Annotated in this window: 16 protein-coding genes; 10 read left to right on the plus strand and 6 right to left on the minus strand. The window is 38.5% G+C overall.

The annotated features are described in order from the left end of the window. Nucleotides 1–508: 508 nt before the first annotated feature. Together SP041_RS19030 and SP041_RS19035 are read right to left on the minus strand one after the other, a co-directional pair. On the minus strand, nt 509–874 hold the full coding sequence (locus SP041_RS19030) for a DUF3622 domain-containing protein (RefSeq protein WP_025564564.1): 366 nt from the start codon (nt 872–874) through the stop codon (nt 509–511). A 75-nt stretch (nt 875–949) separates the two neighbouring features. Beyond that, nucleotides 950–1,306 (minus strand): VF530 family protein, encoded by a 357-nt coding sequence (locus tag SP041_RS19035; protein WP_051368535.1) that lies wholly within the window; start codon nt 1,304–1,306, stop codon nt 950–952. A 222-nt stretch (nt 1,307–1,528) separates the two neighbouring features. Here SP041_RS19035 and SP041_RS19040 point away from each other — a divergent pair, with 222 nt between their 5' ends. The 3 genes from SP041_RS19040 to SP041_RS19050 all read left to right on the plus strand — a co-directional run bounded on the left by SP041_RS19040 (nt 1,529) and on the right by SP041_RS19050 (nt 4,464). Then, nucleotides 1,529–1,861: a YajD family HNH nuclease gene (locus SP041_RS19040; RefSeq protein ID WP_025564566.1), complete on the plus strand. Its 333-nt coding sequence runs from the start codon at nt 1,529–1,531 to the stop codon at nt 1,859–1,861. Nucleotides 1,862–2,419: 558 nt separating this feature from the next. Then, nucleotides 2,420–3,913 carry an alanine/glycine:cation symporter family protein gene (locus tag SP041_RS19045; RefSeq protein ID WP_025564567.1) on the plus strand — a complete coding sequence of 498 codons (1,494 nt, stop codon included), beginning with the start codon at nt 2,420–2,422 and terminating at the stop codon, nt 3,911–3,913. A gap of 254 nt (nt 3,914–4,167) precedes the next feature. Next, a complete protein-coding gene (locus SP041_RS19050; RefSeq protein WP_025564568.1) occupies nt 4,168–4,464 on the plus strand; it encodes a DUF1244 domain-containing protein in 297 nt (98 codons plus the stop codon). 863 nt (nt 4,465–5,327) lie between these two features. Here the strand turns inward: SP041_RS19050 and SP041_RS19055 are convergent. Further along, nucleotides 5,328–6,119: a class I SAM-dependent methyltransferase gene (locus tag SP041_RS19055; RefSeq protein ID WP_025565895.1), complete on the minus strand. Its 792-nt coding sequence runs from the start codon at nt 6,117–6,119 to the stop codon at nt 5,328–5,330. 189 nt (nt 6,120–6,308) lie between these two features. On the opposite strand from SP041_RS19055, the gene SP041_RS20940 reads away from it, so the two are divergent. Next, complete coding sequence (locus SP041_RS20940; RefSeq protein ID WP_170968577.1) at nt 6,309–6,482, plus strand: hypothetical protein; 174 nt, start codon at nt 6,309–6,311, stop codon at nt 6,480–6,482. 39 nt (nt 6,483–6,521) lie between these two features. Next, nucleotides 6,522–6,707, plus strand: a complete 186-nt coding sequence (locus tag SP041_RS19060) for a hypothetical protein (RefSeq protein WP_137297993.1) — start codon at nt 6,522–6,524, stop codon at nt 6,705–6,707. A gap of 128 nt (nt 6,708–6,835) precedes the next feature. On the opposite strand, the gene SP041_RS19065 is transcribed toward SP041_RS19060, so the two are convergent. Then, a complete protein-coding gene (locus tag SP041_RS19065; protein ID WP_025565894.1) occupies nt 6,836–7,753 on the minus strand; it encodes a hypothetical protein in 918 nt (305 codons plus the stop codon). 262 nt (nt 7,754–8,015) lie between these two features. Here SP041_RS19065 and SP041_RS19070 point away from each other — a divergent pair, with 262 nt between their 5' ends. Beyond that, nucleotides 8,016–8,972: a S49 family peptidase gene (locus SP041_RS19070; protein ID WP_025565893.1), complete on the plus strand. Its 957-nt coding sequence runs from the start codon at nt 8,016–8,018 to the stop codon at nt 8,970–8,972. Between the two features lie 1,791 nt (nt 8,973–10,763). Here the strand turns inward: SP041_RS19070 and SP041_RS19075 are convergent. Next, nucleotides 10,764–12,221 (minus strand): aminoacyl-histidine dipeptidase, encoded by a 1,458-nt coding sequence (locus SP041_RS19075; protein WP_025563441.1) that lies wholly within the window; start codon nt 12,219–12,221, stop codon nt 10,764–10,766. A 586-nt stretch (nt 12,222–12,807) separates the two neighbouring features. On the opposite strand from SP041_RS19075, the gene carA reads away from it, so the two are divergent. Together carA and carB are read left to right on the plus strand one after the other, a co-directional pair. Further along, nucleotides 12,808–13,956, plus strand: coding sequence for a glutamine-hydrolyzing carbamoyl-phosphate synthase small subunit (gene carA / locus SP041_RS19080; protein ID WP_205961224.1), 1,149 nt, complete (start codon nt 12,808–12,810; stop codon nt 13,954–13,956). A gap of 41 nt (nt 13,957–13,997) precedes the next feature. After that, nucleotides 13,998–17,228 (plus strand): carbamoyl-phosphate synthase large subunit, encoded by a 3,231-nt coding sequence (gene carB / locus SP041_RS19085; RefSeq protein ID WP_025563439.1) that lies wholly within the window; start codon nt 13,998–14,000, stop codon nt 17,226–17,228. A gap of 253 nt (nt 17,229–17,481) precedes the next feature. Here carB and SP041_RS19090 read toward each other — a convergent pair whose 3' ends face one another. Continuing rightward, nucleotides 17,482–18,390: a LysR family transcriptional regulator gene (locus tag SP041_RS19090; RefSeq protein ID WP_025563438.1), complete on the minus strand. Its 909-nt coding sequence runs from the start codon at nt 18,388–18,390 to the stop codon at nt 17,482–17,484. 135 nt (nt 18,391–18,525) lie between these two features. Between SP041_RS19090 and SP041_RS19095 the strand changes: the two genes are divergently transcribed. Continuing rightward, entirely contained in the window at nt 18,526–19,395 is an 870-nt protein-coding gene (locus SP041_RS19095) for an NAD(P)-dependent oxidoreductase (RefSeq protein ID WP_025563437.1), read from the plus strand. Nucleotides 19,396–19,410: 15 nt separating this feature from the next. Continuing rightward, nucleotides 19,411–20,922 carry an aldehyde dehydrogenase family protein gene (locus SP041_RS19100; RefSeq protein ID WP_025563436.1) on the plus strand — a complete coding sequence of 504 codons (1,512 nt, stop codon included), beginning with the start codon at nt 19,411–19,413 and terminating at the stop codon, nt 20,920–20,922. Nucleotides 20,923–20,924 lie beyond the last annotated feature (2 nt).

The raw sequence follows: 20,924 nt of genomic DNA on the forward strand, positions 1-20,924 counted from the left end.
TCATACACCAATTCCATTTCTTGATTAAACAAAAAAAAATCCCCAACCTTAAATAAGAGTGGGGATTATGTTCTATCTGCAAGATCGTTCAAGTTTTCTTCTTAGATCCTTAACCGATCGGCATTAGTCTTTTAGACGGGCTTTTTTGTATCTGAAGGTTGTGGTCGGCTATATTTTTAAAATCAAAAGCTGATTAACCACGAAGGCACGAAGGGTAGAGAAGTTAAGGTTAAAATTACAGGCATTTACTTTTAAAGGTTTTCTTCGTGTCCTTCGTGTAGCGCAGCGCTTCGTGGTCGGCTTTTTTTAAAGTCAAAAGCGTATTAACCACGAAGTCACGAAGGATAAAGAAGCTAAAGCCAGAAGCAGACATTCATTGCTAAACATTTTTTCGTGTAGAACTGTGTTGGTTTCTTAAATTTTATCCAACAAAAAAGGCTAACCCGTTTTCACAGGTTAGCCTTTTTTATATTGCCGTTTCTATTAAAAGAAACGACAGGAATCAGTATTACTCTTCGTCGTAATCGAAGTCATCATCTTCATCACTTTCTGCTGCTTCTAACGCTAGTGCGCGAGATTCAGCTCTTTTAGCTAAGAATGCTGCATTTGAAGCTTCTTTTGTTGCTGCTGCTTTTTCAGCTAGCGCATTACGTTCAGTACGACGTTCTGATTTACGTGCGTTTGCTTGTTTTTGTTTCTCTAAAAAGCCTGCTAATTCAGCTGTAGCCCATTCAATGGCTAACGCTTCAGTGGCAAAACCATCTTGTTTTTTTGAAACACTGCTTCTACGAGCACTAACACGACGGGTGATTTCTGCACTCCAGGTATTAGCGTCCTGTTTGATTTGGTAATCGAACTTTTTTTGTTGAGTCATGAGCTATTCCTAGTTTAGACGTTGTTTATTTTAGGCGCGCGATAATAACACAGATTAACTGGTTTATTGATAGCTTTATTTGTTGTTCATTTTCGCCCATTGAAATCCATCATTACTTTTAATAACAGAGGTTTTTTTAGGCTTTTTTTCAATCGGTGCGTTTTGCGTATTATCCTGTGCTGCTAATATGCTACGTATTAGCTTTGTTGTTTCTGGATGTTTACTGCAAAAAGTCTTTAAATATAAAATCTCAACGCGGCTTCTCGCCCATGGTGTTTGACGTAAAAATTTCAAACATGATTTTTGAGTTGGATTGTTTAAAAAGCATTTAATACCTAACTTATCACCCATCTCTTTCCATGAATGTTTAGTTTGTAGGTCAGTCAGTATTTGTGCCAGTTTGATGCCGTATAAAGGGTCATTTGTTTGCATGTTTATGTGTCTTATTTAGATCGTGTTAGTTCGTGTCGTTATTAATGCGGTTACTAATACATTATTTACAGTGCAAGCTTACAGCAACTTAAAATTAATGCTTACTTAAATGAAAGTATGATGGCATTTTCATTGTTTTAATACGCTATTTTAAACTGAATGTGTTCACTTATGGTGATTGAAAACATATCATGTGCTTGAAACTGATACATAGAGGTAGTGATGGCTTATATTCCAAGTAATTATAAAAGTTTAGAACACGATTATCGTGATAAAGCATTAAAGTTATTTCCCTGGGTTTGTGGGAAATGTACTCGTGAGTTTGTTTATTCAAATCTTAAAGAGCTAACAGTACATCACATGGATCACGACCATAGTAATAATCCTTCTGACGGTAGCAATTGGGAATTATTATGTATTTATTGTCATGACCATGAACATGATAAATATACGCAAGCCGATTTGTACGGTAGCCATGTTGAAGCGGGAGATGAGAACGTAGCGACGGCGACTTATAATCCATTTGCTGATCTACTCTCTAAAATGAAAAAGTAGTTACACCGTTTTTATTAGCGCCTCAATTAAATGCTTAACTTAATCTGATTGATAATCTAATTTTTTTGATAAAAAATGCAATATTGATGTTTATTGATATTGCATGATCATTTTCTTTCAAGATGACTTCATTTCTTTATTTTCACTAAAATGATCTGAACACTAATTAGCCCTACAAGATAGTTCTCCACATAAGATAGTTTCATACCCTGCACTTTTATATACAGTACTTTTATACCCAGCACTTTTATATGCAGTATTTTCATAAACATTACGCTCATAAACCGTATCCCTCATAACGAATGAAAAGGCCGAGTAACTTTCGAATATTCAGTCAGCTTGTCTATTTTTTTTGCCTGAATTTTAAACAAATGTTGACTTTTTGATTAATTTAACGTCATTAATGAGTTAGTAACCCCTTCATTTTAAATTTAATCAGTCATTGAAGCGGTTAATTATTTACTTTTTTTGTCGCGGTGCTAGGTTAGTCAACTAGTCGGACTCTCTAGAATGAGAAGCTAATTGCTCATTAGGTTATTTAATTTAAGGAAAAGTTTTATGCAAGAAGTAGTTGATTTTTTGAACGGCATTATATGGAGCCCAGCATTGATTTATTTATGCTTGGCAGCCGGGTTATTTTATTCAATTCAAACTAAGTTCGTACAGGTACGTCTATTTAAAGAGATGTATACGTTATTATTATCGGGTAAAACCTCAAAGCAGGGTATCTCTTCATTTCAAGCTTTATCTGTTTCATTATCTGGCCGTGTAGGTACAGGTAATATTGCAGGTGTTGCTGCTGCCATTGGTTTTGGTGGTCCAGGTGCTGTATTTTGGATGTGGGTTGTTGCCTTTTTAGGTGCTGCAACGGCTTATATTGAATCAACATTAGCGCAAATTTATAAAGAAGTAGACCAAGGCCAATATCGTGGTGGTCCAGCTTACTATCTTGAGAAAGTCACGGGTCAACGTTGGTATGCTGTCATCTTTGCTATCGCAACTATTGCGGCTTGTGGTTTATTATTGCCGGGTATCCAATCTAACAGTATCGGGAACGGTATTGAATTAGCATTTGGCACTGGAACGTTAATTGAAACAGGCATGGGGGTAATCAGTGAAGCAAAAATAATGACCGCTTTATTGATAGTTGTGATGTTGGCTTTCATCATTTTTGGTGGTGTTAAACGTATCGCAAATTTCACACAAGTAGTTGTGCCATTCATGGCCTTTGCTTATGTATTAGTGGTATTTGTTATTATCGCTCTAAATATTTCAGAACTACCTTCAGTGTTTATGATGATTGTTGGTGATGCCTTTAGCCCTATGGCGGGTATTGGTGCTGCTATTGGCTGGGGTGTTAAACGCGGCGTTTACTCTAATGAAGCAGGTCAAGGTACTGGTCCACATGCTGCAGCCGCTGCCGAAGTTGAGCATCCTGCACAACAAGGTTTAGTACAAGCATTCTCTGTTTACATTGATACATTGTTAGTTTGTTCTGCAACGGCATTTGTGATTTTAATTACCGGTGCTTACAACGTACATGGATTAGGTGACTCTTTCTTAGTGCAAAATGTGGCAGCTGAAATGGCGGCAAATGGTCCTGCATTTACGCAGTTAGCTGTTGAAAAAGTATTGCCGGGTATTGGCAAACCATTTATTGCATTGGCTTTGTTCTTCTTCTCTTTCACGACTATTTTAGCGTACTACTATATTGCTGAAACCAATGTTGCTTACTTACGTCGTACTTTAAAATTACCTGATTTTACGTTCATTTTAAAAGTTGTGCTGATTTCAGCTGCTTTTTATGGCACGGTTAAAACCGCTAATTTAGCGTGGGGCTTAGGTGATGTTGGTGTTGGTTTAATGGCTTGGTTAAATATTGTTGGCTTACTGATCATCTTCTTCATGGGTAAACCTGCGATTAAAGCGTTAAAAGATTACGAACTACAACGTAAATCGACACCAGAAGAGTACCACTTTGATCCGGTTAAACTAGGTATTAAAGATGCGACATTCTGGGAAAAAAAATTAGAAAAGAATAAAACCAAATAACGCGTTTAACTGTACCTTTAATCTTTATAAGGGAAGTTTAAAGGTTTAATGGTGTTATTTAATAAAACCATCATTTAGTTTTACCACTAAATGGTGGTTTTTTATTTTGTAGGGATGAATAGGGTGTTTCTTAATGCGAATAGGCAAAAACAATAACTTACTAATTAGATGAATGACAATCATTGTATATTAAAACGTTGAACATTAAACTTGAGTAAAGTTACTTACATTATCAGAATAGGGTATAAAACATGATAGATAACGCACAACAAGTTGAATTAGAAGCTGCTGCATTTCGCCGTTTATTAAAGCATTTGGATAGCCGTAAAGATGTTCAAAATATTGAGCTAATGAATACCTCAGGATTTTGTCGTAATTGTTTGTCTAAATGGATGTTAGCTGAAGCGGAACAACGTGATATTGAAATGACGCACGATCAAGCGCGTGAGCACGTTTATGGTATGCCATACAGTGAATGGAAAGCGAATCATCAACTACCAGCAACACCTGAGCAGATGGCAAAGTTTGAACAATTAAACCCTAAAAAATAATTAATTACCAAAGATTGGTTGAGTGAACATTTTAAAATAAAAAGCTGATTAACCACGAAGATACGAAGGGTAGATAAGGTTAGGTTAAAAAAATCACTTTAATCATGTTGGTTTTTCTTCGTGTCCTTCGTGTAGCGCTTCGTGGTCGACTGTGTTTTTAAAGTCAAAAGCTGATTAACCACGAAGGCACGAAGAGTAGAGAAGGTTAAGTCAAAAGCATTATTTAAGGTTTTTATTGGTTTTCCTTCGTGCTCTTCGTGTAGCGCAGCGCTTCGTGGTTGATTGAGTTTTTAAAGTCAAATAAAAAACATGTTTTTGAGGGGGTGCCGATAGGCTAGTGTCACGAGCGGAAGATCTCTGCGATTCCTTTTTACAAGCTTAGTAAAATTAACACAATTAAACGATACATCTTCTAAGGGGCGCTGGCTTTAGCCTGCTTTTTTGATTGTGTTGTTAGTTATCAAATAATGGCTGTTCGTTCGCTTTGGTCATTGAGTCCAATCGTTGTATGCGATGCGCCGCATACTGGCCGGCTGAAGCTAGCGCCCCTTAAATTAGACTCTGTCTAATAACTACCACTTACTTATTTTGATTGTGTTGTTCGTTTTACTCATTGAGTCCAATCGTTGTATGCGATGGCTCGCATACTGGCAGGCTGAAGCCAGCGCCCCTTAAATTAGACTCTGTCTAATAACTACCACTTACTTATTTTGATTGTGTTGTTCGTTTACTCATTGAATCCAATCGTTGTATGCGATGGCTCGCATACTGGCAGGCTGAAGCCAGCGCCCCTTAAATTAGACTCTGTCTGATAGCTACAACGACTCGCTCTTTTGTGGGTTTAGTATTAATGAGTCGTTTGTTTATTCTTTATCTAATAACAACTGCCATAACGCTTCGTAATTCACCATATTAAGGTGTTTTCTAGTCGCTTGGTGCTTGAGCTTATCTTGCTCATTGTTATGAGGGCCAGTCGCGCATAATTGACAGTACTCTTCACCTTGATATAACGCCTGACTTAATTGTGCTTTGAGCTGATGCTCTTTGTTATCACTCCACACATAGGTGATGCCTTTAGTGTCTTTAACATGTTTATCTCGGTCAACATTTCGCACCTTATAACCTGGGAACGCGTTAATATCAAAATCATGCCAGCCTAAGTAGTCAATATCTGTATTTCTATGTAATGCATTTTCAATATTCCATTCTTTATAAGGCTTCACATCTTTAGAGGTGATATAGCATAAACGAGCGCCATTAGGGTCTAAAAAATGCTTAAAAGAATGAATCAAAAAATAACGTAATAATTGACGATTTAACGTATTAATATGCACTTCTTTACATTTTTCTTGGAACTCCGCTTGTGACTTAAAAGCAGGAATAAGTGGAAATTGAAAGATAACGACATCAAAGCTGTGCTTCTCTAGTTGCGACCAAGAGTTGGGATTAGTCACATCAAATTCACACAAAACAGGACAATCTTGTTGTAATAACGTTTGATAATCATTGTGTGCGTATTTGCCTAATAAAACCTCGCTAGTATCTAATACTGTCGCTGTTAAATTGGCAGGCTGGTGGTGAGTGAGTAGCGAAGCTGAAAAAGATAAATCGCCATCTCCTACAGTTAATACTCGCCATGTTTTATCAATGATCATCTTTTATCCTGTGTAAAAATCTATGCTAAAAATCGCGCGCAGTATAACAAATAGGGCATCGAATGTTTTCTTTAATTTTTTTTAACGGTTACTAAGTAAAAAGCCATGATTGATTGTCGAACTCCCTTAAATTCAAAATTTAAATAGATGAATGAAATATTTAAATCAATGCTTAAAAAAGGCTAAATCATGAAATTAGTTACAGGCAGTATTATTGCAGGCAGTGTTGCCTATTTGTTGAGTCTCACCACATTAATCGTATTGACCTTAAATCCGGTTAATGAAATAAACAATACATTCGACACTGAAGTCGTTAGTCAAAAGAAAATAGAGCAACAAGCAATAGGTGAAATGATTCAATAATTACAAGTAGCCATAAACTCACCGACTGATGACAATGCATTGCAAACTATCTATAAATTCGGGACAGACAGCCGCTATTATTTGATGGTAAGAGGGTGGTTAGTACAGAAATTAAGTGGTGTTCAAAGTCAGTTGGCAGTGCAAAACTCAGAGAGTAAACAAGAAGTATTAGTCGCAGAGGTTAATGCTCTAAAACAAGCCATTCGAGCAATTGATTTAGAGTAATTGAAGTGAGTGTCTTTATGTTTAAAAAAGCTTAGAGCCTAAACCGAACTAAGCGGTAAGAGGCTCTCTTTTATTGAATACGTTTTTAATGTTTAATTGACCATCAAAGCAATTAGCTATTGTACAAGTTAACTATCTGTACAGGTCAATAGAGCATCGAACGCATCATTACCACGTAAGTTTTCGAAGTCATCTTCATCTGCTGCTAATTCTCTCAATGACGAACGGCCTTCAATGGCTTTTTCTAAGTCACTGATTGCTTGATCTTCCACACCTAAACAGGCGTAAGCACAAGCACGTTGGTAAAATGCATCTTGGTTAGTGTCGTCCATGTCTAATACGCGGTTACAAATACTGAGTGCCCAGTGGAATTCTTTCAGTTCCATTGCTGCATCCGCTTTTGAGGTTAACGCTTCTAAGTCACCAGGGCGAATTTTCAAAATAGCATCATAAGCGGCCATTTTTTGCTCCGGTGTTTGGCTTTTTTGAGCACGTAACCAAAGGTTATGAATCTCATTAATTTTTTCAATTTCAATATGGTTATCGGCAATACGTAATGTTTTACGACGTAAGTCTTTTTCCAATGTTTGAAATTTTTCTTCGTAAGATTGCGCAATCATTTTAATTTGTGAGTTTGCTTTCTTAGTGGTGTTAACACGAATCTCATGCAGAGATTTCCAACCAAATAAAGCCACTAATGATGCAACACCTGCAATCACATAGAAGAAAAAGTTAACGGTTTGTTCTGCGTAACTTAGTGATTTTTCGGCTACATCTAATTCTCTATCAGTAATTTCAATGGTTAATCTACGTTCTAAATCTTGCAAATCATGACGAGTCGCTTTTAGTTCATCAAGAATATAGCGCTCAACTAATGGCTTTTCTGCAAAGCTTGCGGTTGCAACGTCGTTTGTCTTATTGCTGACTGCCGCCGCGGTTTGTTCTTGAACTGACGCTGCTACTGATTCATCAGTCGTTTCAACATCGGCCCAAGTGACAGATGAAAGAAGACTGAATAAGACGAAAATAATTGCTTTAACTAGCATGAAATTGTGTTCCTTGTGACGCTTAAGTAAATAGCCTCAGACCTATATAAATAAAGCGATACCGAGTTAGTCATGCCATTACAGTGATTGCTGTTAATGACACACCCAATACAGTGTGCGCTTTTATTATGACGATCTGAGTTTAAGTAGGAAAGTATGAACGATGCCAATATTATTACAACAGCAAAGCTAATATTTATACTTGATATTAAGATTAATTACGGGTTGAATGGTGAGCCTATTTTATAACTGAGAAATACCTATGCAAGAGCCTGAAAGTAATCAAGAAAAGTGGCTATCTGGTTTCATGAAAGAAACGTTTAGAGAGCAAAAAAGAACACGTCGATGGGGAATCGTCTTTAAACTATTAACTTTTACCTACTTATTCGTCGCTTTATTCTTATTCATGAATACGGGGTTACTTGATAAAGAGTCTGCAACTCAAGAAGATCATACTGCAATGGTTGTAGTGAATGGTGTCATTGCTGCCGATGAAGAAGCAAATGCTAACAGTATTGTCAGTTCATTAAGAGCCGCGTTTAAGAATGAACATTCAAAAGCAGTGATGATGGTTATCAATAGCCCTGGCGGTAGTCCAGTTCAAGCGGGTTACGTAAATGATGAAATTAAACGTTTACGTGGTATTTACCCAGAGAAAAAACTGTATGCCGTAATTGCAGAGTTAGGTGCTTCGGGTGGTTATTACATGGCCGTTGCCGCAGACGAAATCTATGCAGATAAATCAAGTTTAGTCGGTTCAATTGGTGTGACCGCTTCTGGGTTTGGTTTTGTAGGTTTAATGGAAAAGGTCGGCGTTGAGCGTCGTCATTATACATCAGGCGAACATAAAGCTTTCTTAGACCCGTTTTCACCGGCTAAAACAGAAGAAGCATTATTCTGGCAAGGTGTGTTGGACAGTACTCATAAACAGTTTATTAAAGTAGTAGAAGAAGGCCGTGGCGATCGCTTAGATAAAGGTAATAAAGATCTTTACTCAGGCTTAATCTGGAATGGCGAACAAGCTTTAGCACTTGGTTTGATTGATGGTCTAGGTAGCCCTGGCTACGTAGCAAGAGACGTTATTCAAGCTGAAGAAATTGTTGATTATTCAATTAAACCATCAAAACTAGAAAGCTTTACTAAAAGCTTAGGTTTATCAATTGGTGAAGGTGTAGCAACCTTATTGAATCGCTCAGATACAGCAATGCAACTGAGGTAATCAGCTCACTGTTTTTTAGATCTCTAGTTAAAATAATTGCGCCTCTATTATCAGAGGCGCTTTTGTTTGTGTAGGTTAGCAAAAGTGGATGAGATAAGTTTTTATGAAAATTGATCATATTAATCACTTACGAAAATTTTTTTAAGGGGGCGCTGGCTTTAGCCTGCTTGTTTTGGTTGTGATGTTTGATGTTGTGAATCGATTTTTATTCACTTCGCTCGTTATAGCTAATAGCAGTATGCGATGGATCGCATACTGGCAGGCTGAAGCCAGCGCCCCTAATATCAAGCTTTGCTTAATAGCTGTCGCGACTAACTTGTGTTGTGTCTCGAATCAATACACATTTTTTGAATTAGCTGGCAGGTTAGTGTCACGAGCGGAAGAGCTCTGCGATCTCTTTTATCAGTGTGATCACTTTAATTAAACGAAACATTCTTAAGGGGCGCTGGCTTTAGCCTGCTTGTTTTGACTTTGACTTTGACTTTGATTGTTGTTTTTGATGTTGTGAATCGATTTTTATTCACTTCGCTCATTATGGCTAATAGTAGTATGCAATGGCTCGTATACTGGCAGGCTGAAGCCAGCGCCCCTAATATCAAGCTTTGCTTAATAGCTGTCGCGACTAACTTGTGTTGTGCCTCCAATCACCTAACACATTTGAATTGTTGCGTTGATTGAATTGGCAGGGAGGTGAGTGTCACGAGCGGAAGAGCTTTGCGATCTCTTTTATCAGACTGTTTAGTGTGATCACTTTAATTAAACGAAACATTTTTAAGGGGCGCTGGCTTTAGCCTGCTTTTTTTGACTTTGATTGTTGTGTTTGATGTTGTGAATCGATTTTTATTCACTTCGCTCATTATAGCTAATAGCAGTATGCGATGGCTCGCATACTGGCAGGCTGAAGCCAGCGCCCCTAATATCAAGCTTTGCTTAATAGCTGTCGTGACTAACTTGCGTTGTGTCTCCAATCACCTAACACATTTGAATTGTTGCGTTGATTGAATTGGCAGGCAGGTTAATGTCACGAGCGGAAGAGCTCTGGGAACCTTGTTTCTAGTCTGTTTAGTGTGATCACTTTAATTAAACGAAACATTTTTAAGGGGCGCTGGCTTTAGCCTGCTTGTTTTGATTGTGGTGTTTGATGTTGTGAATCGATTTTTATTCACTTCGCTCATTATGGCTAATAGCAATATGCGATGGTTCGCATACTGGCAGGCTGAAGCCTGCGCCCCTAATATCAAACTTTGCTTAATAGCTGTCGTGACTAACTTGCGTTGTGTCTCCAATCACCTAACACATTTGAATTGTTGCGTTGATTGAATTGGCAGGCAGGTTAATGTCACGAGCGGAAGAGCTCTGGGAACCTTGTTTCTAGTCTGTTTAGTGTGATCACTTTAATTAAACGAAACATTTTTAAGGGGCGCTGGCTTTAGCCTGCTTGTTTTGATTGTGGTGTTTGATGTTGTGAATCGATTTTTATTCACTTCGCTCATTATGGCTAATAGCAATATGCGATGGTTCGCATACTGGCAGGCTGAAGCCTGCGCCCCTAATATCAAACTTTGCTTAATAGCTGTCGCGACTAACTTGCATTGTGTCTCCAATCAATACACATTTTTTGAATTGTTGCGTCGATTGAATTGGCAGGGAGGTTAGGTCAAAAGCGTCAAAACTAAACAACCTTATTTGTTTGGGCTTATTTTTCTTCGTGCTCTTCGTGTAGCGTAGCGCTTCGTGGTTTATTCAGATTTTTAAAATCAAAAACGGTTAACCACGAAGGTATTTACATGCTTATTCAACTGCTTTTAAAGTCGCTTTCAAAAGAGCCCAGTAATTATCAACGGAAGCAATGTGTACTTTCTCATCAGGGCTGTGTGGGAATTTGATAGTCGGGCCGAATGAAATCATGTCCCAGTGCGGATATTTATCACTGAATAAACCACATTCTAATCCCGCGTGGATCACCATCGCTTTAGGTTTATTAGCAAATAACGTTTCATATTGTGTTTCCATGATCTGGTATATTGCTGAATCTGTATTGGGCGTCCAGCCAGGGTAGTTACCTTCTTTAGCGACTCGTCCATTAAATTGTTTGAAGTGAGCTGCAATTAAATCTGCTTGAGCGTGTTTGTCAGTATCAACTTGTGAACGCACTAACACTTGAATAGCAAACTGATTAATTGAACCGCTTTGTTGAGTGATAACGCCTAAGTTACTTGATGTTTCAACTACATTAGGGAAGTTGTCATCCATTGCAAAGACACCATTTACACAATTATCTAAAGAGCTTAATAGGTTGTTATGGCTTGTGTGGGTTAATACTGAACCGGGTAACGAGCATGGTGTGATGCTGACAGTAAAGTTATTTTCACTGGCTCTGTATTTATCTTTAAGACTAACTTGTAATGTATTGATGACCGTTTTAATGCTGTTGTAATATTGCTCATCACATACAATGACCGCTTTTGCTTCACGTGGAATTGCATTACGTAAACTACCGCCAGAGAATGATGAGATTAAAAAGGGCGTGCCTTCTAAGTTAGTTAACACAGAGGCTAACTCTTTCACCGCATTCGCACGGCCTAAGTTAATATCAACGCCAGAGTGACCGCCTTTTAAACCTGAAATAGTAATTTCATAAGCATTTTCGGAAATGTCAGATTCCATATTTTCAAAAGGAAGTAGAACATTAACATTCACCCCGCCCGCACAACCAACGTAGAGTTCGCCTTCTTGCTCTGAGTCGGTGTTGATCAAAATCTTGCCTTGTAAAGCATTCGCTTCTAAACCAAATGCGCCTGTCATGCCCGTTTCTTCATCGGTGGTGATCAATACTTCTAATGGGCCATGTTCAATACTGTCATCATCTAAAATAGCTAAGCATGATGCCATGCCGATACCATTATCAGCGCCTAGGGTTGTATGATCAGCTCGTAACCATTCACCATCTATAATAGGAGTAATGGGATCGGTTAAAAAATCATGAACCTTATCATTGTTTTTTTGCGGCACCATATCAAGGTGACATTGCAATATAACGGGTGTTTTACCTTCAAAACCAACGGAAGCTGATTTTGTTAGTATTAAGTTACCTATTTTATCCTTAACGCAGGCTAACTTTTTTTCAGCTGCCCAATTAATAATCCAATGAGTAAGTTGCTCTTCATGCTTTGAAGGGTGAGGAATTGCGCATATTTTTTCAAAGAATGACCAAACAGGAGCTGCTTGAAGTGATTGTAATTGTTGCATAAACAGGCCTTTTGCCGCTAAAAAGAAGAATAACCCCAGTTTTACTTGGTTTGAATTCCAAGTCTTTTACGTTATTATGTAATTGATCTAGATCAATTTATAAAAATTAACGTTAAGGAAGTTACCGTGTCAGAAGAAAACTTTAAAGACCCATATAGCCTACGTCATTTTCTTGGTTTGTTGGTTGTGTTTCTCATTCCAACCTTGCCAGCTACTTTAACGTTAATTAAAGTACTGTCTTAAAAATCAATCGGTTACTAATTTCATTAATAATAATTAGTAACCGAATCTACTACCGCCACGCTACTCTTTTTTCCCTCTTATGTCATTAATTTCTAATTGATTTCACCGTAAAATAAACGAAATATGATCTCTGTATCTTATCCAGTAATCGCTAACATATTTCGAGATATAAATAAATTACCAAAATAGACATTTATTTTTATAAAATTAAAAATTTGATTGGTCAATTGCCCTTAAGATCTATAAAATACGCGGAATTTGCCAAATTTTACTATTTTCTGGTGAAAAAATGCTCTGCATGGCCTCACTCAGATTATATAAATTTTTATTTATTTGTTATTTCATGGAGGTTAACTTGAGTCATTCTGCCATACTGGTATTGGAAGATGGGACTGTATTTAGAGGCGTATCAATCGGCGCTCACGGAAGCTCTGTTGGTGAGGTTGTTTTTAACACTTCAATGACAGGCTACCAAGAAATTCTGACTGATCCATCATACGCAAGACAAATCATTACACTCACTTACCCTCACATTGGCAACACTGGAACAAACGATGAAGATGAAGAATCTCCGTCAATCCATGCTTGTGGCCTCGTTATCCGCGATTTACCTCTTCTAGCAAGCAACTTCCGTAGTCAAGCATCATTAAGCGAATACTTAACAGCACGTAATGTTGTTGGTATAGCTGATATTGATACACGTAAGTTAACACGTATTTTACGTGAGAAAGGTGCGCAATCTGGTTGTATCGTCGCCGGTGATAACATTGATGAAGCTGCTGCACTTGCACAAGCTAAAGCCTTCCCTGGTTTAAAAGGAATGGACTTAGCGAAAGAAGTAACAACAAAAGAATCATTTGAATGGTCTGAAGGCAGCTGGACATTAACTGGCGGTTTACCTACACCAAAAACAGATTGTAAATACCATGTTGTTGCTTATGACTACGGTGTTAAACGTAATATTTTACGTATGTTAGCTGACCGTGACTGTAAATTAACAGTGGTACCAGCGCAAACACCTGCATCTGAAGTGTTAGCAATGAATCCAGATGGTATCTTCCTATCTAATGGCCCTGGTGATCCAGAACCATGTACTTACGCGATTGAAGCTATCCAAGAAATCCTAAAAACTGATATTCCAGTATTCGGTATTTGTTTAGGTCACCAGTTACTTGCACTAGCAAGTGGCGCAAAAACAGTGAAGATGAAATTTGGTCATCACGGTGCAAACCATCCTGTTAAAGATTTAGATCGTGATGTTGTTATGATCACCAGTCAAAACCACGGTTTTGCAGCTGACGAATCTACATTACCGGCAAACTTACGTGCAACGCATGTGTCATTGTTTGATGGTTCACTACAAGGTATTCACCGTACTGATAAAGCCGCATTTAGTTTCCAAGGTCACCCAGAAGCTAGCCCGGGTCCACATGATGCAGCGCCTTTATTTGATCACTTCATTGAATTGATTGAACAGTACAAAAACGCCTAGTTAATTGGAACGATAGAACAGATATAAAAAGGTAATTTCAGATGCCAAAACGTAATGACTTAAAAACTATCCTAATCATTGGTGCAGGTCCGATTGTTATCGGTCAAGCTTGTGAATTCGATTACTCAGGCGCACAAGCTTGTAAAGCGTTAAGAGAAGAAGGGTACCGTGTTGTACTTGTTAACTCTAACCCAGCAACAATAATGACTGATCCAGAAATGGCCGATGCCACTTACATCGAACCAATTCACTGGCAAGTAGTAGAAAAAATTATCGCTAAAGAGCGCCCGTGTGCAGTATTACCAACAATGGGTGGTCAAACGGCACTTAACTGTGCACTAGAGCTTGAAGCAAAAGGTATTTTAGCGAAATACAATGTTGAAATGATTGGCGCAACAGCAGATGCAATTGACAAAGCTGAAGACCGTAGTCGTTTTGATACAGCAATGAAGAAAATTGGACTTGAATGTCCACGTGCAGGTATCGCACATACAATGGAAGAAGCTTACGGTGTATTAGACATGGTTGGCTTCCCTTGTATTATTCGTCCATCATTTACGATGGGTGGAACAGGCGGCGGTATCGCGTACAACAAAGAAGAGTTTGACGATATTTGTTCAAACGGTTTAGATCTTTCACCAACCAGTGAATTATTGATTGATGAATCATTAATTGGTTGGAAAGAATATGAAATGGAAGTAGTTCGCGACAAAAATGATAACTGTATCATTGTCTGTGCGATTGAAAACTTTGACCCAATGGGTATTCATACCGGTGATTCAATTACCGTTGCACCAGCGCAAACACTAACAGACAAAGAATACCAACTAATGCGTAATGCGTCTTTAGCAGTACTACGTGAAATTGGTGTTGAAACAGGCGGTTCAAACGTACAGTTTGGTATCAACCCTGCAGACGGCCGTATGGTCTTAATCGAGATGAACCCACGTGTATCACGTTCATCTGCATTAGCATCAAAAGCAACAGGTTTCCCAATTGCTAAAATCGCAGCAAAATTAGCAATCGGTTACACGCTTGACGAATTACAAAACGATATCACTGGCGGCAAAACTCCAGCATCGTTTGAACCAACGATCGATTACGTTGTAACTAAGATCCCGCGTTTTAACTTTGAAAAATTCGCTAACTCTAATTCTCGTTTAACAACACAAATGAAATCAGTTGGTGAAGTGATGGCGATTGGCCGTAACCAACAAGAATCATTACAAAAAGCACTTCGTGGTCTAGAAGTTGGCGCTGATGGTTTCAGCCCAATGGTTGACCTAAACGATGAAGGCGCAAAAGAAAAAGTATTATACGAACTACGTGAAGCGGGTGCTGAACGTATTTGGTACATCGGTGATGCATTCCGTCTAGGTATGACGATGGAAGAAATTCATGACATCACGATGATCGATAACTGGTTCCTCGTTCAAATCGAAGATTTAATCTTAGAAGAGAAAAAACTAGCAGAAGGCGGTTTACGTTCTCTAGATGAAGCGCGTTTACGTGGACTTAAGCGTAAAGGTTTTGCCGATAGCCGTATCGCATCTGTCGTCGGTATTACTGAAACTGAAGTACGTAAATTACGTGAGAAGTTTTCACTACACCCAGTTTACAAACGTGTAGATACCTGTGCTGCTGAGTTCTCATCTGATACTGCTTACATGTACTCAACTTACGACGAAGAGTGTGAAGCAAACCCAACAGATAACGAAAAAATCATGATTATCGGTGGTGGTCCTAACCGTATCGGTCAAGGTATTGAATTCGATTACTGTTGTGTACATGCAGCGCAAGCAATGCGTGCAGACGGTTACGAAACGATTATGGTTAACTGTAACCCTGAAACGGTTTCAACAGATTACGATACATCAGACCGTTTATACTTCGAATCAATTACATTAGAAGATGTGCTTGAAATCGTACGTGTTGAAAAGCCTAAAGGCGTTATCGTGCAATACGGTGGTCAAACACCACTAAAATTAGCACGTGCACTTGAAGCCGCTGGCGTACCCATCATCGGTACTTCACCAGAAGCCATTGACCGCGCAGAAGACCGTGAACGTTTCCAACAAGTGGTTGAGCGTCTAGGCCTTAAACAACCTGAAAACGATACTGTAACAACGCTTGAGCAAGCGGTTACGTCAGCAACACGTATTGGTTACCCATTAGTCGTACGTCCTTCGTATGTACTAGGTGGTCGTGCGATGGAAATTGTATATGACGAAATTGATTTACGTCGTTACTTTAAAGAAGCAGTGAGTGTTTCAAATGAATCACCAGTACTTCTTGACCGTTTCCTAGATGATGCAATCGAAGTTGATATCGATGCCATCTGTGACGGTACTGATGTGGTTATCGGTGGCATCATGGAGCACATTGAGCAAGCTGGCGTTCACTCTGGTGACTCTGCATGTTCATTACCTGCTTATACACTAAGTGCTGAAATTCAAGACGAAATGCGTGGCTACATCAAAGCATTAGCGTTAGAACTAGGTGTTGTTGGTTTAATGAATACACAGCTTGCTGTTAAAGATAACGAAGTTTACATGATTGAAGTAAACCCGCGTGCAGCACGTACCGTACCATTCGTTTCTAAAGCGACAAGTGTGCCAATTGCTAAAATTGGTGCAAGTGTCATGGCAGGCAAAACGCTGAAAGAACTAGGCATTACTGAAGAAGTTATTCCACCATACTACTCTGTTAAAGAAGTGGTATTACCGTTCAACAAATTCCCAGGCTCAGATCCAATCTTAGGCCCTGAAATGCGTTCAACGGGTGAAGTAATGGGTGCCGGTGCTACTTTTGCTGAAGCTTATGCTAAAGCTGAATTAGGTTCGACTAAAGAAGTCGCAACGGTTGGCCGCGCATTAATCTCTGTCCGTAACAGTGATAAAAAGCGTGTTGCTAAACTAGCACAGAAACTACTTGATTTAGGTTTCGAATTGGATGCGACACACGGTACTATGATCGTACTACAAGAGTCAGGCATCAATGCTCGTCTGGTTAATAAAGTACAAGAAGGTCGTCCTCATATTCTTGACCGCATTAAGAATAGTGAATACAACTACATTGTAAACACAACAGAAGGGCGCGTAGCGATTGAAGACTCTCGTCAGCTACGTCGTGCAGCACTACGTTACAAAGTAGACTACACAACAACACTAAACGGTGCATTTGCAACGTGTCAGGCACATACTGCTGACCCAACAGCACCAGAAGCGACAGTAACCTCAGTACAAGAGTTACACAAACGCATTAATGGTTAATTATTTATTTAATAAGTAATAATCTAGTGTAAATAGCGAATAAGAAGCCACTCAATTGAGTGGCTTTTTTTTTGTTGTATTTCGTTATTATTTAGCGGTGTCTTTACAAGAAATATAAAAGTCTTGTTATAAGTAATGCTCTTTTTGCATTTCTATCCCGATATATATCAATGTGCCTTTGTTTATAATACGTTGAAATTATACCTATAAGATTCTTACGCTAAAAGTCAGATTTCCTCTATAAATGCCTCTCTTAATCAATATCATTTTTAAAAGAAGATATTAAGTATTTTAAAAATTCTGCCGGTGCTGGTGCTAATTGTCTTCCTAAACGAGTAAATATAACGGTATCCATGCTATTTAAATTATTATTACTTAAAAAAATACTGTTCAGGGTCTCGGACCAATTGGGAGTGCTTTTCAGCATAAACTCTGGAATCATTGTTACCCCTCCGTTTGAAGCATAATAATATAAAGCCGTAAGACTATTACTGATCACATTAGGCGTAAGTGTAATACCAGTGTTTTTCTCAACGTTCTCTATTAGTTGTCTTACACCATGTGCTATTTCAGGCAATGCAATATTATACTTTCTAAGAGTGCTCATTTTGATTGGCGCTGGTTCATTATTGATAGGGTGATTTTTATTCGCTGCGACAACCATTGGGCTGAGCGCAACATAATGACTTCGAATCTTAGGGTGATGTGGAGGATTGAAAATGACTCCAATATGAACGTCATCATCAATCACTTTTCTGACAATATCGTTACTGTTATTCGTTGATAGAATAATTTTTATCTTAGGATATTCCTCATTAAATAAGCACATCGCTTTTGTCACTTTATTAATAAAGCCCTCACCAATGGCTAGTTCAATGGTACCTGATTCGAGCTTACGTAAGGATTTCAGACTATCTAATACCATCTCTTGCTGAATCAAATATTGTTTATAATAGATGATTAATTTATTACCAGCTTCCGTTGCAATGATCCCTCTTCGATGACGTTCAATAAGTACGGTATCAAGTTCTTGCTCTAATTGACTGATCTGTCTGCTGACGGCTGAAGGGGCTATATTTAAAAAGTCTGCAGCTGCTCTTACACTGCTATGTTGGATAGCCTCATATAAAAACTTGAGTCTATTTTCTTGTAAAAAGCTCATATTATTGACTTCTCTCTGTGTTGCCTAAAAGGTTACAAATTACAAAAAACGTTTCATTGTTCGAAACACATGCTCTGTTTATACTATAAAAAAGTCACAATAACTATTGTATAAACTATAATTTAAGGATGAAATATGAAAGTAGGCATTGTTGGTTTAGGTAATATGGGCGCTGGTATGGCAAGTACATTAGCAAAGAAAAAGCGGGATGTTTATGGCTTTGACTCGTCTAAATCTGCCCGAGAAGCAATATCACATAAAGGAGTGAAACCTGTTTCTACTCTGAAAGAACTCACTAGCATTTGTGACATCATTGTACTCTCTCTTCCCAAAGCTGAGCATGTAGAAGCTGTGTGTCTTGGTGAAAATGGTATCGGTAAATTAGCCTCGCCAGGTTTGATTGTTATTGATACAACAACTTCTGAAGCAGATGTTAGTCGTAAAGTTGCTAGTAGTCTTCGAACGTCTGGTATTAAATTCATTGATGCGCCTGTATCTGGTGGTCCTTTAGGGGCTGCTTCTGGCACTATGAGTATGGTCATCGGTGGCGAAAAAGATGTTGTAGAGTCTGTTTTATCTTTATTACAAGATATGAGTGTTACTCAAGTGCATATTGGTGATGTTGGTGCTGGTAATATTGCAAAGATTGCGAATAATTTACTTTGTGCTGCTCATCTTATTACGAATGCTGAAGTTGTTAGTTTAGCGGTTAAAGCAGGTGTTGATCCTGAAAAAGTATTAGAGGGCATTAACGCAGGATCTGGCCGAAGTGGTGTTAGCCAAGTTAATTTTCCTAAATGGATCCTTAATAATGGTTACGATTCTGGATTTAGTATGGGTCTTATGCGTAAAGACGTAGGGTTGGCAAAAAAATTAGCAGATGACCTAAATTTATCACTTCCATTGTCTCGTCAAATTATTCAAATGTGGCAACAAAGCCAAGATATCACTGACCAAGAAGATTTTAATGCAATAGTAAAGGCATCTGACCCTACTTTATTTTAATCAAGGAATGATATTATGACTAATCAAAGATTAAAAAACTCACTCATTAAGTATTTAGGTACTGAAAAGCTGGGCAGTTGGGTAAATGGCAGTATCGTACCCGGGACAGGAGATCAAGTTGAACTCATTGAAGCCCATAATGAAAAGATTTTATTATCGTATCAGGATGCCGGTAGTAACCTTGTTAATATAGTCGATAAAGCAGCTAAGTCTGCGCAAAAATACTGGTGGAAGTTGAGCGCAAAAGAGCGTGGTAGACTAATGTATGCTATCGGAGCTGAAATACGTAAAGAAGTCGACGAGCTTGCATGGATTGAATGTGTTACTGCGAATAAGCCTGTAGGTAATGCAAAAGGTGAAATTATTGCGGTTGCTGAAATGTTTGAATATTATTCAGGTTGGGCTGATAAATTACATGGAGAGGTCATTCCTGTTCCGAGTTCGCACTTAAACTATGTAAAATATGAAGCGATAGGCACTGTGTTACAAATTACGCCTTGGAATGCACCTTTGTTTACTGCCGGTTGGCAAATTGCACCTGCGATTGCGGCAGGTAATGCTGTTGTGTTGAAACCGTCAGAGTTAACACCTGTTAGCTCTTTGATCCTCGGTGTTTTGATTGAACGAGCGGGTTTACCTAAAGGGCTGGTTAGTATCATTTCTGGGTACGGGCATACCATTGGGCAAAGGTTTATTGAACAAGCTGAATTAGATAAAATTTGTTTTGTCGGTTCACCAATGACGGGATCTCATATTGCTGTTGCTGCGGCGAAACGTATTATTCCTTGTGTGCTTGAACTAGGTGGAAAATCTGCCAATATTATTTTTGATGATGCGGATTTAAATAACGCAGTGAATGGTGCTTTATCGGCTATTTTTGGAGGTTCAGGGCAGAGTTGTGTTTCTGGCTCTCGTCTTTTAGTGCAAGAAAGCATTTTTGATGATTTTGTTAATACTGTTGCAACAGCGGCTAACAAAATAACAGTAGGCGATCCGACAGATATATTGAATGAAATTGGACCGATTAATAATGCTAAACAATACCAACACGTTGTTAATATGTTAGATATTGCAATTAAAGAAGGTGCATCCGTTGTTGGTGATGTAATACCTAACCCAGAGCAGCAAGGTTTTTATATTAATCCTACTGTTTTAAAAGGGCATAACGATATGCAAGTTGCTCAACAAGAAGTTTTTGGTCCAGTGGTTATTGCTATCCCTTTTAAAGACGAGGCTGATGCTATCCGTATTGCAAATGAAAGTAGCTTTGGTTTAGCTGGTGCTGTTTGGACAAATAATGTAGGTCGTGCTCATCGTGTTGCAGATCAGGTAAAAGCAGGCACATTTTGGATAAATAGTTATAAAACAATTCATGTTAGTTCACCATTTGGTGGTTATAAGTTAAGTGGATATGGTCGCTCATCAGGGCTAGATGCATTAAGAGAATACAGTGAAGTTAAAAGTGTTTGGGTTGAAACATCAGATTCGCCTAGCTTTAATTTCAATTATGGAACAGTAGAGAGGTAAGT

Origin of the sequence: Psychromonas sp. SP041, assembly GCF_000470315.2 — a bacterium.
Lineage (GTDB): Bacteria > Pseudomonadota > Gammaproteobacteria > Enterobacterales > Psychromonadaceae > Psychromonas.

Excerpts from the sequence above, each read along its gene's own strand:
- SP041_RS19030 (WP_025564564.1), bottom strand. The coding sequence starts at position 874 with ATGACTCAACAAAAAAAGTTCGATTACCAAATCAAACAGGACGCTAAT.
- SP041_RS19070 (WP_025565893.1), top strand. The coding sequence starts at position 8,016 with ATGCAAGAGCCTGAAAGTAATCAAGAAAAGTGGCTATCTGGTTTCATG.
- SP041_RS19055 (WP_025565895.1), bottom strand. The coding sequence starts at position 6,119 with ATGATCATTGATAAAACATGGCGAGTATTAACTGTAGGAGATGGCGAT.
- SP041_RS19045 (WP_025564567.1), top strand. The coding sequence starts at position 2,420 with ATGCAAGAAGTAGTTGATTTTTTGAACGGCATTATATGGAGCCCAGCA.
- SP041_RS19090 (WP_025563438.1), bottom strand. The coding sequence starts at position 18,390 with ATGAGCTTTTTACAAGAAAATAGACTCAAGTTTTTATATGAGGCTATC.
- SP041_RS19095 (WP_025563437.1), top strand. The coding sequence starts at position 18,526 with ATGAAAGTAGGCATTGTTGGTTTAGGTAATATGGGCGCTGGTATGGCA.
- SP041_RS19100 (WP_025563436.1), top strand. The coding sequence starts at position 19,411 with ATGACTAATCAAAGATTAAAAAACTCACTCATTAAGTATTTAGGTACT.
- SP041_RS20940 (WP_170968577.1), top strand. The coding sequence starts at position 6,309 with ATGAAATTAGTTACAGGCAGTATTATTGCAGGCAGTGTTGCCTATTTG.
- SP041_RS19075 (WP_025563441.1), bottom strand. The coding sequence starts at position 12,221 with ATGCAACAATTACAATCACTTCAAGCAGCTCCTGTTTGGTCATTCTTT.
- carB (WP_025563439.1), top strand. The coding sequence starts at position 13,998 with ATGCCAAAACGTAATGACTTAAAAACTATCCTAATCATTGGTGCAGGT.
- carA (WP_205961224.1), top strand. The coding sequence starts at position 12,808 with ATGGAGGTTAACTTGAGTCATTCTGCCATACTGGTATTGGAAGATGGG.
- SP041_RS19065 (WP_025565894.1), bottom strand. The coding sequence starts at position 7,753 with ATGCTAGTTAAAGCAATTATTTTCGTCTTATTCAGTCTTCTTTCATCT.
- SP041_RS19040 (WP_025564566.1), top strand. The coding sequence starts at position 1,529 with ATGGCTTATATTCCAAGTAATTATAAAAGTTTAGAACACGATTATCGT.
- SP041_RS19035 (WP_051368535.1), bottom strand. The coding sequence starts at position 1,306 with ATGCAAACAAATGACCCTTTATACGGCATCAAACTGGCACAAATACTG.